The sequence below is a fragment of the Streptomyces monomycini genome (genome assembly GCF_022271435.1).
In the GTDB taxonomy this organism is placed as follows: domain Bacteria; phylum Actinomycetota; class Actinomycetes; order Streptomycetales; family Streptomycetaceae; genus Streptomyces; species Streptomyces monomycini.
The window spans coordinates 1-13,569 of the sequence record NZ_JAFIQY010000007.1 but is presented as its reverse complement, the minus strand read 5'-3'; the positions used below and the strand labels follow the sequence as shown (position 1 = coordinate 13,569).

10 protein-coding genes are annotated in these 13,569 nt (G+C 72.3%); 2 read left to right on the top strand and 8 right to left on the bottom strand.

Annotated features, from left to right (window positions below; all coding sequences use genetic code 11):
- Nucleotides 1-37 precede the first annotated feature (37 nt).
- The 5 genes from JXZ78_RS11280 to JXZ78_RS11260 all read right to left on the bottom strand — a co-directional run bounded on the left by JXZ78_RS11280 (nucleotide 38) and on the right by JXZ78_RS11260 (nucleotide 6,175).
- Nucleotides 38-967: a class I SAM-dependent methyltransferase gene (locus JXZ78_RS11280; protein WP_238782842.1), complete on the bottom strand. Its 930-nt coding sequence runs from the start codon at nucleotides 965-967 to the stop codon at nucleotides 38-40.
- A complete protein-coding gene (locus JXZ78_RS11275; RefSeq protein WP_238782841.1) occupies nucleotides 964-2,112 on the bottom strand; it encodes a Gfo/Idh/MocA family protein in 1,149 nt (382 codons plus the stop codon). Before JXZ78_RS11275 ends, JXZ78_RS11280 begins: the two co-directional genes overlap by 4 nt.
- Nucleotides 2,109-2,993: a B12-binding domain-containing radical SAM protein gene (locus JXZ78_RS11270; protein ID WP_238782840.1), complete on the bottom strand. Its 885-nt coding sequence runs from the start codon at nucleotides 2,991-2,993 to the stop codon at nucleotides 2,109-2,111. The genes JXZ78_RS11275 and JXZ78_RS11270 overlap by 4 nt, the downstream gene beginning before the upstream one ends.
- Nucleotides 2,994-3,411: 418 nt before the next feature.
- Entirely contained in the window at nucleotides 3,412-4,527 is a 1,116-nt protein-coding gene (locus JXZ78_RS11265; protein WP_238782839.1) for a Gfo/Idh/MocA family oxidoreductase, read from the bottom strand.
- A complete protein-coding gene (locus JXZ78_RS11260) occupies nucleotides 4,517-6,175 on the bottom strand; it encodes a Rossmann-fold NAD(P)-binding domain-containing protein (RefSeq protein WP_308280997.1) in 1,659 nt (552 codons plus the stop codon). Before JXZ78_RS11260 ends, JXZ78_RS11265 begins: the two co-directional genes overlap by 11 nt.
- 280 nt (nucleotides 6,176-6,455) lie before the next feature.
- Here JXZ78_RS11260 and JXZ78_RS11255 point away from each other — a divergent pair, with 280 nt between their 5' ends.
- On the top strand, nucleotides 6,456-9,233 hold the full coding sequence (locus tag JXZ78_RS11255) for a helix-turn-helix transcriptional regulator (RefSeq protein WP_238782837.1): 2,778 nt from the start codon (nucleotides 6,456-6,458) through the stop codon (nucleotides 9,231-9,233).
- Nucleotides 9,234-9,334: 101 nt separating this feature from the next.
- On the opposite strand, the gene JXZ78_RS11250 is transcribed toward JXZ78_RS11255, so the two are convergent.
- The 3 genes from JXZ78_RS11250 to JXZ78_RS11240 all read right to left on the bottom strand — a co-directional run bounded on the left by JXZ78_RS11250 (nucleotide 9,335) and on the right by JXZ78_RS11240 (nucleotide 12,075).
- Nucleotides 9,335-9,589, bottom strand: coding sequence for a hypothetical protein (locus tag JXZ78_RS11250; RefSeq protein ID WP_238782836.1), 255 nt, complete (start codon nucleotides 9,587-9,589; stop codon nucleotides 9,335-9,337).
- Nucleotides 9,590-9,876: 287 nt separating this feature from the next.
- Nucleotides 9,877-11,412, bottom strand: coding sequence for a trypsin-like serine protease (locus JXZ78_RS11245; RefSeq protein WP_238782835.1), 1,536 nt, complete (start codon nucleotides 11,410-11,412; stop codon nucleotides 9,877-9,879).
- A 135-nt stretch (nucleotides 11,413-11,547) separates the two neighbouring features.
- Entirely contained in the window at nucleotides 11,548-12,075 is a 528-nt protein-coding gene (locus JXZ78_RS11240; RefSeq protein ID WP_238782834.1) for a hypothetical protein, read from the bottom strand.
- Between the two features lie 364 nt (nucleotides 12,076-12,439).
- On the opposite strand from JXZ78_RS11240, the gene JXZ78_RS11235 reads away from it, so the two are divergent.
- The coding region (locus JXZ78_RS11235; RefSeq protein WP_238782833.1) for an ALF repeat-containing protein at nucleotides 12,440-13,569 on the top strand (1,130 nt) is incomplete at its 3' end.

Here is a 13,569-nt window from a genome sequence, read left to right as displayed (position 1 = left end):
GCCCGGGTATCGGCCCGTACCGTCTCGCCGACCCCCGTCACGGCATCGTCTCCGTGGCCGTCGACGGCTGCGTACGCGCGATCGTGAAGCGCACCGCCGAGGTGTTGGTCAGGCTGCCGTCGGGGGCCCGCAGCCGGTCGAGCTCGGCGTCGACCGCCGCCTTGGCGCGCTCCATCGACGAGGCCGGTACGCCTTCCCAGAACATCCGCCCGGCGGTGGACCACACCCAGTCCCACCACTGGTGCGCTCCTCGGAAACGGGTCACGTACTGCTGCTCGTCCGTCTCCACGGAGGCATAACCGGCCTCCTTCAGCATGGTGTGCAGCGCGTCGACGGAGCGGAAGGGGCTGTCCTCGGGCAAGGCGTGCGAGGAGCCTCCCCGTCCGTAGGGCGCGCTGGCGGCGAAGACCGGGTCCCAGCGGGGGTCCGGCCGTCCCCACCACGAGATGGCGAGCCGGCCCCCGGGGGACAGCAGTTCCCGGTAGCGGGCCACGGCCTGGTGCGGGTGCGGGAAGAAGAACAGGGAGATGCCGGCGAACACGGCGTCGAGCGACCCGTTCGCGGGCGGCGGCACCGCGTGCTCCCCGGCGTCCCAGTCGATCGTCTCGGCGTCGGCGACCACCGCGTGGGCGTGTGTCAGGCCCGCCTCACGCAGCGCCTCGCGAGAGCGCGCGACCATGCCGGAGGACAGGTCGACGCCGGTCGCACTGCCGGTGGAGCCGGTCGCTTCGGCGGCCGGGACGAGTACGGCGCCGGTGCCGCACCCGACGTCCAGCAGCCGGTCGCCGGGGAGGACTGCGGCGTGTCCGACGAGGCGCCGCCCCAGCTCGGCGAAGTGGTCGACGCCGACCCGCTCGTAGGTCGGCGCGCTGCGGTCGAAGAGCCCGGCGAGCGCGGCCTTGCGGTCCTGCGCGGTGGGTCGCGGCGCGGCGTCGGTGACGAGTTGCGCGGGCGCGGTCTCGGTCACGGTGCTGTCCTTTCGGGGGCGTCCGGCCTGTCGGCGGAGCCGGCAGGATCCGTGGGAGCGTCATGGCGGGTACGGACCGCGGTGCCGGCGCGGGCCGAGGCGTAGACGGCGGTCACCGCTTCCAGCGCCCGGCGGGCGCCGGGTCCGTCGGCCAGGGGTGGACGGCCTTCGCGCACGGCGGCGCAGAAGTCGGCGATCTGGTCGCGGTGCGGCTGGTACAACAGCCCGCTCCGGTCGCGCACCAGCTCGGTCCGCTGCCGTGGAAGGATGTCCGCGACCTGGTTGCCCGCGTCGAACGCCCCGTAGACCGCGGCGTGTTCGCCGTCCCGGGCCGCGTGGAAGTAGACCAGCTCGTCGTTGTCGATCACCGCGCTGCCGCGGTCGCCGTGCACCGCCAGGCGAGCGGTGCGTCCCGGGTACGCGGCCGTGGTGGCCAGCAGCACGCCCTGCGCGCCGCAGGCGAACCGCAGGCTCGCGGTCGCCACGTCCTCGACCTCGATGTCGTGGTGTGCCAGCAGCCCGGTGTGGGCGGTGGCCTCGGTGACCGGCCCGGCCAGCCACTGGGCCAGGTCGACCAGGTGCACGGCCTGGTTGATCAGGGCGCCGCCGCCGTCCAGTTCCCGGGTGCCGCGCCAGGAGCCGACGGCGTAGTACGCCTGCTCGCGCCACCACGGCAGTTCGACGACGAGCGAGGTCAGACGCCCGAAGCGGCCGTTGTCCACGGCGGACTTGACGATGCGGACGGCGGGGTCGAAGCGGTGCTGGGAGACGACGCCGAGGGTCAGGCCGGTCTCTCGTGCGGCACGCAGCAGCCGGTCGGCGGCCTCGGGGGTGACGTCGATGGGCTTTTCGACCAGTACGTGCTTGCCCGCGCGCAGCGCCCGGACGCCCAGCTCGGCGTGGGTGCCGCTCGGGGTGCACACGACCACGGCATCGATGTCCGGACGGGCGAGCAGGTCGGTGACGGTCAGCGGGTCGCAGCCCAGGGCGTCGGCCGTGTCCTTGGTGCGCTGTGGGTCGCGGCCGGCCACCGCCGTCAGCCGGGCCGCGTCCGGCAGCCCCTCCCGCTCATGGGTCAGCAGCCGTCCGAGGAAGGAGCCGAGCACACCGCATCCGATGATGCCGAAGCGCAGCACGGCGCTCACCCCGCCGCCGGGACGATGGCGTTGCCCAGGTAGTTCGGCAGCTCGGTCAGCCTCTGCTGCTGGGCGTCCAGGTCGGCCGGGTAGGTGGCGCGGTAGTGCCGGGTGACTTCCTGCACCTCCCGCCAGGTCGTCGGTGTCCGGCCGCCGTTGTGCGCGGGTGCGAGCTGGTCGTAGAGCGTGGTGCCCGGCCGCAGGTAGAGCTGGTTGATGCCGAACCAGGCCGGCAGTCCGGCGGCCCAGTCGACCAGCCGGCCCGAGACGCACGCCTCGTCGTCCGGCAGGCCCATGAGGACGAACGCGAAGGGCACGATGCCGGCGTCGCGCAGCTTGATCACCGCCTGGCTGATCTGCTCCTCGCTGACCCGCTTGCGCACGCCGGTACCGGCGATGGCGGGGGACTCGGCGCCCAGCCACATGCCCTGGCAGCCCGCCCGCGCCCACTGGGACACGTCGCTCTTGAGCACGATCTCCGCCCGGGTCTGTCCCACCCAGCCCAGGCCGCGGCCGCGCAGTCGCTCGCACAGCTCGCCGTAGAAGGTGCGGTTGATGCCGAAGACATAGTCGAGGAAGAAGACGAACTCCAGCCCCGCGGCCTGCTGGGCGCCGATCTCCGCCAGCACCCGGTCCAGCGGCTGGTTGCGCATGCGGGTGCCGAACGGCAGGTGGCAGAAGGTGCAGCCGTACGTGCAGCCGCGGGCGGCCAGGACCATGCCGCACGGGCCGGGGAGCGGCAGCCCGCCGGAGATGACCTCGGCGGTGTAGTCGGCGGTGGGCACCAGGTCGAAGGCGGGGAAGGCGAAGGCGTCGAGGGGGATGTTGGGGTAGGGCCGCGGGCGGGAGTCCGGGGAGTCCAGCAGGTTGTGGGGGCGCCGCGGTCGCACAGCACCGGCTCTTCGACGCCCGCCAGTACGTCGGCGACCGCGCCGACGGTCGCCGAGTCGGTCTCGCCGACGGCTATGTGATCGACGGCGAGGTCGGCGCGGGTCGATCCGGGCAGGTGGGTGCCGTGCGGGCCGACCGCGACGGTGCGGGCCGCGGGGAAGCGGGCGACGGCCCGTTCCACGGCCGCCCGTACCGGGTCCAGGTCGAGGGGGTAGCACTGGGCCCGGTCCGCGATGGCCGTGAAGACGACCAGTACGTCATACGCGGCGTCGGCCGGCGCGTCCTGGAGGCGCTGGTCCCAGATGGTGACGGAGTGGCCCGCGGCCCGCAACTGGCCGGCCGCGGTCACCGCGTCCAGGGGCAGTTGGATGAAGTACTGGTCGAAGGGGTTGCTGGGGATGACGAGGCAGACACTGCTCATGGCTTCACTTCCACAGTCGGGTCCGGGACACGGCGGCTGAGCGCGCCGACGGGCAGCCGCTCACGGCTGCGGGCCAGGGCGGCGAGCCGGCTGATACGGCCGATGCCGCGCAGGTCCGCCTCCGGGCGCACTCCCGGGGCGAACAGCGCGGACAGGGCCCAGCGCAGGGCGTTCTCCATGGGGGAGTCGTGGATGAGCCACTCGCGCTCGCCTGCGGGCCGCCACATGGTGAGCCGGTGCATGTTGCGGGGCAGTGGAGTGCCGCCGGGCAGGCTGACCGGGGCCAGTTCGAGGGTGAAGCGCACCGGGCCGGCACCGACCTGTACCAGCCGCTGCCGGCTCTCGCGGCCCGGCAGCGGACGGGGGCACCACGCGGGCACCGTCCAGCCGGGTGCCGCCCGGGGCCCGGTGATCGTCGAGTACAGCTCCACGGTGGGGCCACCGTCCGGGCGGGACAGGTCGTGGGCCGCGACGCTGGTCAGTTCCGGGTCATGGGCGACCCGCAGGTCCCCCGGGCGGGGGTCGGCGGTCAGGTAGCGGTGCTGGACGTGGCGCGGCAGGATCCCGCCCAACAGGGCGAGCATGTGCAGCCACTCGTAGCCGAACACGCCGTAGTCCCGGTCGACGAAGCGGCCCGCCGCTATGTCCGCCCGCCGGTCCTTGGCGAAGGCGATCCGGACGGTGTCGACGGGGTGGCCCGGCGCCCACTCCTTCATGGCGGCTTTGAGTACGCCCAGTGCCGTGGTGTGCGCGTACTGGTTCATCACCACCAGACGGCTCTCGTCGTACGTGGCGAGCAGGGCGGACAGCTCGGGAGCCTCCCAGGAACGGCAGACCGGCTTCTCCACCAGCAGCCGGGCGCGTGGGTCCCGCTCTAGTACGGCGGCGACCGTCTCCAGGTGCGCGGCGGTCGGCGTGCACACCGACCAGACGTCGACCGGCGGATCGTGCGGTACGTCCTCGATCCGGGTGACGGCGGGGGTGGCGGACGGCAGCGTGGCGGCGAACGGGTCGACGACGGTGACGCGTACGCCCAGCCCGGTGAGCAGTTGGTGGTGCAGCCGGCCCGCGACACCGTGGCCGATGACGCACACGTGTGTCCTAGTGGGCATGTGCGTCCCCCGCGGGCGCGGCGGCGGTGCCGTACGGGCGGGTGCCGCCGGGCTGCCCGTCGCGCAGGTAGCAGTCGTAGTACGCGGCGAAGAGTCCAGCCTCGTCGATGAGTTCGTCGACGACGTCGAGGTGGACCCCCGGGGGGAAGGAATCCGCGTCGCGGCAGAGTCTCTTCGCCGCGAGCAGGGTTCCGGCCCGGTACGCGTCGTACCCCCGGTTGGCGATGCCCTCGTACTCGAAGAGGTTGAGTGAGCGGCCGTCGCCGAGCAGGGTGACCGTCGCGCCGTGCGGCAGGTGGTGGCGCACCCCGACGTGCGGGACGGGTGTCGCCGTGGCACCGCAGCGGCCCTCGCTGAGCACGCTGAAGTCCTTGGTGGCGAAGCCTGCCAGGAACGTGCCGTCGGGCAGCAGCGGTACGTCCTGCTCGGTGATGGCGGTGCCGCCACTGCTGCCCACGACGAGGAAAGGGCGGTGCAGGGTGAGCGCCTGGGCGATGGTGCGGTGCGTCTCGAAGCCGTCTTCCGCGGCGGTGATGAGCGCCAGGATGTCGGTGTCGACGATGTGGACGCGGCAGCCGAGCCCGCGCAGCGCCTGCGCCGCGCGCTTGCCGAGCGTGCCGTAACCGAGGAGCAGGACGTGCCGTCCGATGAACTTCTCGCCGGGGACGATGGCCCGCAGCCGGCGGATGCAGGAGTCGGCGATCTCGTTGTAGCCCAGGTGCGACTTCAGGCGCGAGCGGGCCATGTTCAGTACCGGGACGGCGAGCCGGCCCGGGGCGTTCCTGATGCGCTTGAGACCGCTGACGGTGAGTTCGATGGCCGCGTCCACCCGCTCGACGAGGCCGTTGTCGCTCCCGCGGCCCTGGGCGAGCAGGCCGCCGTCGTCGATGACGAGGACCCTGCGGCCGACGGCGTGCGCCCGGCGGATGAAGTCCTCCACACGGGCGTCGACCGCCAGCGCCTCGGCACGGGCGGACTCGTCCGCCGTACCGTTGATCACCGAGTTGTCCAGCACGTCGCTGGCGTAGCCGCGATGCACGAACCACGCGTGCACCCGGTCGCGGTGCAGGGTGCGGTCGCCCTTGGACAGGGCGTAGACCCACGCGGGGTCGAGCCCGGCCCTTTCCATGGCGAGCAGAAAGCCGACGCTGTTCTCCACGTAGTGGTCGCGGAAGACCAGGGCCCAGTCGGCGAGGGCCGGTTCGGGGGCGTCGAAGCGGCTGAGCAGCGGCATCGCGTCGACGATGGAAGCGATCTCGGCGTCGGTGTAGCAGCGGGCCCGCCGGCCGAGCTCTTCCACGAGCGCGGCGAACACCGTCTGCGCACGGGGAGGCAGCGGTCCGGACGCCGTCACCAGCACGCGGCGGTCGCCGGGTCCCGACGGAACGGGGTCGAGCGTGCCGGGTGGCCGGTGCGGCAGGGGGGCGCTGCGGATCGTCAAGGCGGTGTCCTCGACGCGCACGGTGCACCGGCCGGGCCCTTCGTCCTCCAGCCGAGCCGGCCCCCGGGGCCAGGTCTGGCCGGCGATCACCGTACGCACCGCCGCCAGGATCTCGGCGGGCTCCAGCCGGCCGTCCACCACCTCGAACGGGCCCGGTGGGCCGGAGTGCGGCGCTTCCGCCGCATGCTGAGCGTGACTCGAATCCACTTCAGATACCGACATATATCCACCCACGCCAGGCGTGCATTCCTCGTGAGAACGGTCCTGTGCGGCCGAGTCGGTGCTCTGTGCAAAGCATCCGGTGATCGGCCTCGGCAGCTACCTTCCGCCGGGGACCGACGGCCGGGCATCTGTCGGGTTACGAGTCTTTCTGTGCGCTTTCTGTACGGCACGGCGGGCGAGGATCACGTAACGGGACGGCATGAACCGCCGCGCATCAGTCAATGCATCAGTCGACGGGGGGCGGTCACCGAGAGAGGCACACCGAATGCTCGTCGGGCGTGAGCAGGAAGAACGTGAACTGACGCAGATCGCTGCCGCATTGCGGGAGGGCCGGAGCGGCTCTCTTGTCCTGAGAGGCGCGGCCGGTATCGGCAAGAGCGCACTGCTGCAGCAGCTGAGGCACGAGGCGCAGCCGGACGTGACGGTGCTCGGCGCGGTCGGCGTCGAGAGCGAGGCCGAACTCCCCTTCGCTGCTTTGCATCAGTTACTCCTGCCCTTACTCGGCTCCGTGGACCGGCTTCCGCCGCCCCAGAGCGTCGCCCTGCGCTCGGCCTTCGGCCTGCAGAGCGCCCCCGCCGACCGGTTCCTGGTGGCGCTCGCCGCGCTCACCCTCCTGTCGGAGGCGTCCCGTACCACCCCGCTGCTGCTCCTGGTCGACGACGCCCAATGGCTCGACGCCCCGTCGGCGGACGCCCTCTTGTTCGTCGCCCGGCGTCTGGGCGCGGAAGCCGTCGGCATCGTCTTCGCCGTACGCGACGGCTCGCGCCCCTTTCCCGCACCGGGCCTGGCCGAGCTGCCCGTCGGCCCGCTGGCCCCCGCCGCCGCCACGACCCTCTTGGCCCGGCACCTGCCGCACACCGCCCCCGCCACCCGCGACAGGCTGCTGCGCGCGGCCGGCGGCAATCCGCTGGCCCTGACGGAACTCCCCCTCGCCCTCAGCCGCGCCCAGCTCGACGGCGCGGCGGCGCTGCCCGAGGAACTGCCGCTCACCGAACGGCTGCAACGGCTCTACCGGCACCGGATCAGCGACCTGCTCGCCCGGCCGGGCAACGCCTGCCTGCTGGCCGCGGCCGAGGGCGAAGGTGAACTGGCCGTGATCCTGCGCGCCGCCGGCGACACCGACCGGGCCATGGACGAACTGGCCGCCGCGGAGAGCGCGGGCCTGCTCACCCTCGACCAGCAGCACCTGCGCTTCCGGCATCCCCTGGTCCGCTCCGCCTTCTACCAGGGCGCGCCCCTGAGCCTGCGCCGCGCCGCGCACATCGCCCTGGCCGAGACCCTCGACGCGGGCGACGACCGGCACGTATGGCATCGAGCCGCCGCAGCCGTGGGCCCGGACCAGCAGGTCTGCCACCTGCTGGCGGAGATGGCCGCCCGGACCCGGTCCACCGGGGGCGTCGCCACCGCCGCCAAGGCCCTGCGCCGCGCCGCCGCCCTCGCGCCGTCGCCCCCTTTACGGGCCCAGCTGCTCATCGACGCCGCCGACTGCGCCTGGACCGCGGCCCAGGCCGCCGAGGCCGAGGCCCTCCTCAAGGAGGCGGAGCCGCTGGTGGACCGGCCGGCTCTGCGGGCCCGGCTGGTGCGGGTGCGCGGCACCATCACCCATGCCTCCGGCGACCCGTCCATAGCGTGCGTGACACTCCTCGAAGGCGCCGAGCTGACCGGGCGTTCCGATCCGTACCACGCCCGGGAGACCCTGGCCATGGCCGCCCGCTCCGCGTGGGTCGCCGACGATCCCGGCCGGCTGGCACACGTGGCCGGTCTGCTGGAACGTTTGGCCACGCCGGACGGCGACCGTACCGGCGTTCAGCGGGGCGAGTCCCCCGATCCGCTCGCCCGGCACCTGCGGTACCTGAGCGGCCTGGCCGCCGACCGCACCACCGCTCCCCCGGGCTCCGCCGACGCCGACGTACGCGGCGCGCGCATCCCCGACACCTGGATCCGCCCCGAGGACCCCCGCCCGTGGGTCTGGCCGCCGACGTTCCTGCCGCACCTGCTGAACGCCACCCTGCCCCTGCGCGACACCCTCCAACGGGCCGTGGACACCCTGCGCCGCAACGGCGCGATCGGCGCGCTGCCCATGTCTCTGGCGCCGCTGGTAGCCCTCCAAATGGTCACCGGCCCGTGGTCCGAGGCCACCGCCCACGGCAACGAAGCCCTCTCCCTGGCCCTGGAGACCGGACAGCTCGGCGCCGCGAGCCACCTCCGCGCGATGCTCGCCTGGATGGCCGCTGCCCAGGGTGACAGTGCCCGCTGTCTGCTCCTGGCGCGGGAGTCCCTGGACATCGCCGTACCGCGCCGCATCGCCAGCGCGGTGACGCTCGGCCACTGGGCACTGGGCCTGAACAGCCTGGCCGAGCGCCGGCCGGCGCACGCAGCGCAGTTGTTGGGCGAGGTCTGCGCGGAAGGCGGTACGGCCGGCCACTTCATGCTGCGCCGCCTCGTCCTCCCCGACTACGTCGAGGCCGGCGTCCGGGCCGGCGAACCCCGGCGCGCCGAGGAGGCACTACGGCGCATCGGCGGCCTCCACCCGCACGACGGCCCGCATCTGCTCGCGGCCCGGCTGCGCTGTCAAGCCCTGCTCGCCCACGGCGACCGCGCCGAAGAACTCTTCACCGCCGCCCTGGACAAGGCCGACGTCTCCCCTTTCGAAACGGGCCGCACCCTGCTGCTGTACGGCGAGTGGCTGCGCCGCGAGCGCCGCATCAAGTTCGCCCGCAAGCAATTGCGGCTGGCCGAAAACCATCTGCACAGGATCGGCGCCCTGCCGTGGGCCCGGCTGGCCCGTATGGAACTGGCAGCGGCGGGCGACCGCTCCGCCCGGGCCGCCGCGCCTGCCAAGGCCGCCGACGAGACCTCCCTCACCGTGCGGGAACATCAGGTCGTACATCTCGCGGCACAAGGGCTGAGCAACGGCGAAATCGGCGCGCGCCTTTTTCTGAGTCCCCGTACCGTGGGCTACCACCTCTACAAGGCGTTCCCCAAACTGGGTGTGGGGTCCCGCGCCGAACTGCGCGGAATGGCATTCGACGAGGTACGGTGACCGGCGCCCGACCGCGACCGCGACCGACCTGCCTACCGGCAGGAACGCTCCGGTCAGCTCCCCCCATCGTCCATGGGTTCGCCACGCACCGTCCCAGACATCTACCAGCCCATGTCCTTGGCCACCTCTTCCTGGGCTGCGGCGATCTCTTCCGCAGTGGATTCCGTGATGTCTGCATCGCATGCCCACGCGAACCGGGACAGCAGATCTGCGAGCGCCTGCTTCTGAGCCGGGTGCGTGATCGTCACGGCGTTCAGGTCGGTGCTCTTCAGCCAGTCGAACAGCACGAGGGCATCGGCGCGCCACAGCCGCACGTTGACGGTCGGCACGGATTCCCGTGATTCATTGGCACTCATGAGGTCATCGTGCCAGGTGGCTTCCACGCCGGGAGTTCGGCCCGGCCGCGCTGGCGACGGTACGGAATGACCAGGCCGGGCCTGGCGGTGAGCTGACGTGGACGCGGCGCTGGAACACTTTCCGGCCCGCACCGCAATCGCGGCGCGTCTCATCCGCCACCGTCGAGCGTGACCAGCCGTAACGAGCGAGCACCGCGCGGGGCGCCTGCCTGGCCAGGGGGCAGAACGGAGAGGGGCACCCGGCCGTCCTGGCCGGGTGCCCCTCTCGTCATGCGCTGGTGCGGGGGTCAGGACGTGCTGGGCCACATGGCAGTGCGCGAGCCGAGGGAGCCCTTGCCGTTGCCCGGGTAGAGGTACAGGCCGCCGGAGCTGTTGATGGCGGCGATGTCGGCCTTGCCGTCGCCGTTGAAGTCACCGCCCATGACGGCCCGGAAGCCGCCCCAGCTCTCGTCGGGCCACATCGCCTTGTCGTAGTCGAACGCGCCCTTGGCGTTGCCCGTGTACAGGCCCAGGCCGCCGGTCTGGGAGACCGCCGCGATGTCGTCGCGGTGGTCGCCGTTGAAGTCGGCGGTGGTCAGGTGCTTCTTGGACCAGGTCTTGTCGTGCCAGACCTGACGCTTGAAGCCGGACAGGCGGCCGTCGGCGGCGGTGGTGTAGGCGTACAGCGAGCCGTCGTTCCACATGCCCACCAGGCCGTCGCGGCCGGAGTCGTCGGCCTTGTAGCGGGCGAACTTGGAGACGGTCTTCCAGGAGCCTTCCTTGGCCATCGAGCGGGGCGAGCCCAGCTTGCCGCTCTTGGTGCCCGGGTACAGGTCGAGGTAGCCGTCGACGTTGAGGGCGGCGATGTCGGTCAGGCCGTCGCCGTCGAAGTCGCCGGCGGTCATCGCGCGCTTGCGGCCCCAGGAACCGTCGTGGTTCCACAGCTCGCGGCCGTATTCGAGCGTGCCGTCCGGGCCGGTGTAGAAGACGTGCAGGTTCTTGTCGTCGAGGACGGCTGCGACGTCGGGACGGCCGTCGCCGTTGAAGTCCGCGCTGGTGACGACATCGGTGACACCGCTGTGCAGGGCCGTCAGCCGGATCTGCTGGACCCAGCGGTGCACGTCGTCGACGCGGGTCTCGACGGCGCCCGTACGGGTCTCCTCGGAGCCGAAGCAGCCGCCCTGCCACGAAGCGCTGTTGACCGCGACCAGCTCGTACCCGCCGGTCTGCGTCTCGCGCAGGGCCGGGCCGCCGGTGTCGCCCTTGCAGACGCTCGCACCGTCCTTGCCGGTGACGGCGAGCGTGGTCTTGTCCACCGCGTCGACGGAGAAGCCGCCGCTGTGCAGGCGGCCGGGGACCCACTCGTCCTTGGTGCGGCCGTAGCCGGCCACGCGCAGGGTGTCGTCCTTGGCGGGAGCGGCGGAGGCGACGGTGACCGGGGCGATGTCGTCGACCGGTGCGGACAGCTTCGCCATCACCAGGTCCCGGTCCGTACGCGGCACGAGTTCGGTGACGGTGCGCACCTGTCCGCCCTTGCCGCTCAGGTCGGTGCGGCCGATGGTGGCCGAGGCGGCCAGCTTCGGCTTGCCGGCGGCGACCTGGTCCTGGCCGGGCTTGTCGGCGAAGCAGCTGGCGGCCGTGAGCAGCCACTGCGCATCGACCAGGGCGCCGGTGCAGGCGCGCTGGCCGCTGCCGATGTCGAGCTTCGCCGTGAACGGGTACGTCCCGTCCTTGGCGGCGTCACCCACGACAGCGTTGGCCGGGGTGCCGGTCAGGACGCCGGCTGCGACAGTGGTCGCGGCCAGTCCGGTGAGCCACGCGGCGCGCGGACGTCTGCCAAACACTTTTGCTTCCTCAATTCTTGGGAGGGAGATTGCTGGGAGGGGGCGGGAAAGGCGCGCGGCGCACACGAGGGCCGGCACGGCAGCGCCTGACAGGGGCCCGGGCCCGCCTGGCGGGGAGCCCGGACCCGGACGGGACTACTTGCTCGCGATGATTTCGAGCAGCGTGTGTTCCCGGCCCGCGGGGTCGGCGTTCTCGCCGATTCCCTTCCAGGAGTTCTTCGGGACGTCGAAGGACTTCTTCTCGGTGCCGACGGTCATGTTGACCTTGGCCTTGTAGTCGTGGCTCTGCACGCCGCCGACCGCGGGGACCTCCAGCGCGAGGTAGCCGCTGTCCCCGGAGACCTTGAAGCAGAAGTCCGCGCGGTCGCGGGCGATGAACCGAAGCAGGTTCGGGCTGCTGTCGCATTCGGCGAGGACGATGTGGCCGTCACCGTGCTTCAGCTTGAGGTTCTTCTCCTTGAGGATGCGGTCCGCACCGGGGTAGGAGAAGTCCTCGATGGCGAGCGGGGGCTGCTCGGACGAGCCGGCGGCGACCGAGATCCGGTCCGCGCGGGGGCCCGAGGTCTGGTCGGCGGCACTGGCCGCTCCGGTCAGCAGGACGGCGCCGGCGACGAGGGCGCTTCCGGTCAGGCCGACGGCCAGCGGTCGCAGGGGTATCCGCATCGATGACTCACGTTTCGGTTGGTGAAGGCTGAAGGGAGCAAACCGCCCCCCAGCGGAAGGATTATCACTCGGCGTCACACATCATCAAACCCTGGAGCTTTGTTATCAAAGCGTCACCCGTCCACTTATCGGCTCACGTATCCATCGATACCCGGGTACCGCTCCACCCCCAACTCCCTTTACCCGGGCGGTGGTTGACGCTCCGCGCCCGTCGCTCCGCTTCCGCTCACGGGCTCACCACTCGCAAGAAGCCCCCATTGTCAAGGTTTTGCGTGTGTGATCATCTTTCCGAACGCGTGGCCGCGCTTCTCGACTTCAACAAGAGATCCCGGATGGGGAAGCACCTGACATGAAACCGTCAAGCATGTCGCGCCAAGTTCGGCAGCTGCGCGGCAGACTCACCGCCGTGGCCGCAGCGGCCACGGCAGCGGTGATATTCGGTACGACCGTGGCGCACGCGCTCCCGGCACAACCCGGCGAAGGGGCGCCCGCCGGGGACGCCCGCGCGCAGGCCGTGGAGGCCTGGAAGGCCGGCGGCGCGGCGACCAAGCGGGAGGCCGCCAAGGCGCTGACCGGCTCGGCCGCCGACATGAACGCGTTCCTCGGCGGTGCGCTGCACCGGGCCGAGGTGGAAGACGCCCGGTTCGCCATCCTCAAGACGATGGCGAGCGCCGGCAAGGGCGTGTCCGCCGCGTCGGACAAGGCTCTGACCGGCTCCGACGAAGAGGTCCTCGCCTTCGTCAAGGACGGATACGAGAAGCCGCTCCAGGACGACCGGCGCTTCGCGGTCCTGCGCGCCATGAACGCGGGCGGCAAGGCCGTCAACCGCGAGGGCCAGCGGGCCCTGGACGACGGCGCCCCCGCGGTGCTGGAGAAGTTCCTCCAGGAGGGCCTGGAGAAGGCCACCAACGAGGACAACCGCTTCGAAGTCCTGCAAGTGATGAACTCCGGCGGACCGGCCGTCAAGCAGGCCGCCGAGCGTGCGCTGAACGGGGACGCGGAGGAGATCGCCGAGTTCCTGGAGCGCGGCCAGGAACTGGCCCGGGCGCGTGACCAGGAATCGATGACGGTCGGGCAGCTGGCCCGAGTCGCCACCGAGGCCGGCAAGAAGGCCAAGGTCCAGACCGACGAGGCACTGGAAGCTGCCGAGGTCGCGGACAAGGCCGCGGCGAAGGCCAAGGCGGCCGCCGAGGAGGCGGCGCGGCAGACCGCGGCGGCCAAGTCCGACGCGGACAAGGCCGGCCGCTTCGCCACCAAGGCCGCACAGGCCGCCGAGGGCGCCGCCGATGCGGCCCGTACCGCCATCCGCGCCTCCAACAACGCGGTGGCCGCGGCCCGTACGGCAGCGCGCGCCGCCTCCAACGCCGCCTCCGCCGCTGCCGCGGCGAGCCAGGCCGCGTCCCGCGCCTACCGCGCGGCGAACGCCGCGGTGTCGGACGCCGGACAGGCCAAGGCGGCCCGCCAGGCCGCCGAGCAGGCACGCGACGCGGCGGC

Coding starts and splice junctions, on each gene's coding strand:
- JXZ78_RS11265 (WP_238782839.1), bottom strand. CDS start 4,527: ATGCCCACTAGGACACACGTGTGCGTCATCGGCCACGGTGTCGCGGGC.
- JXZ78_RS11255 (WP_238782837.1), top strand. CDS start 6,456: ATGCTCGTCGGGCGTGAGCAGGAAGAACGTGAACTGACGCAGATCGCT.
- JXZ78_RS11250 (WP_238782836.1), bottom strand. CDS start 9,589: ATGAGTGCCAATGAATCACGGGAATCCGTGCCGACCGTCAACGTGCGG.
- JXZ78_RS11240 (WP_238782834.1), bottom strand. CDS start 12,075: ATGCGGATACCCCTGCGACCGCTGGCCGTCGGCCTGACCGGAAGCGCC.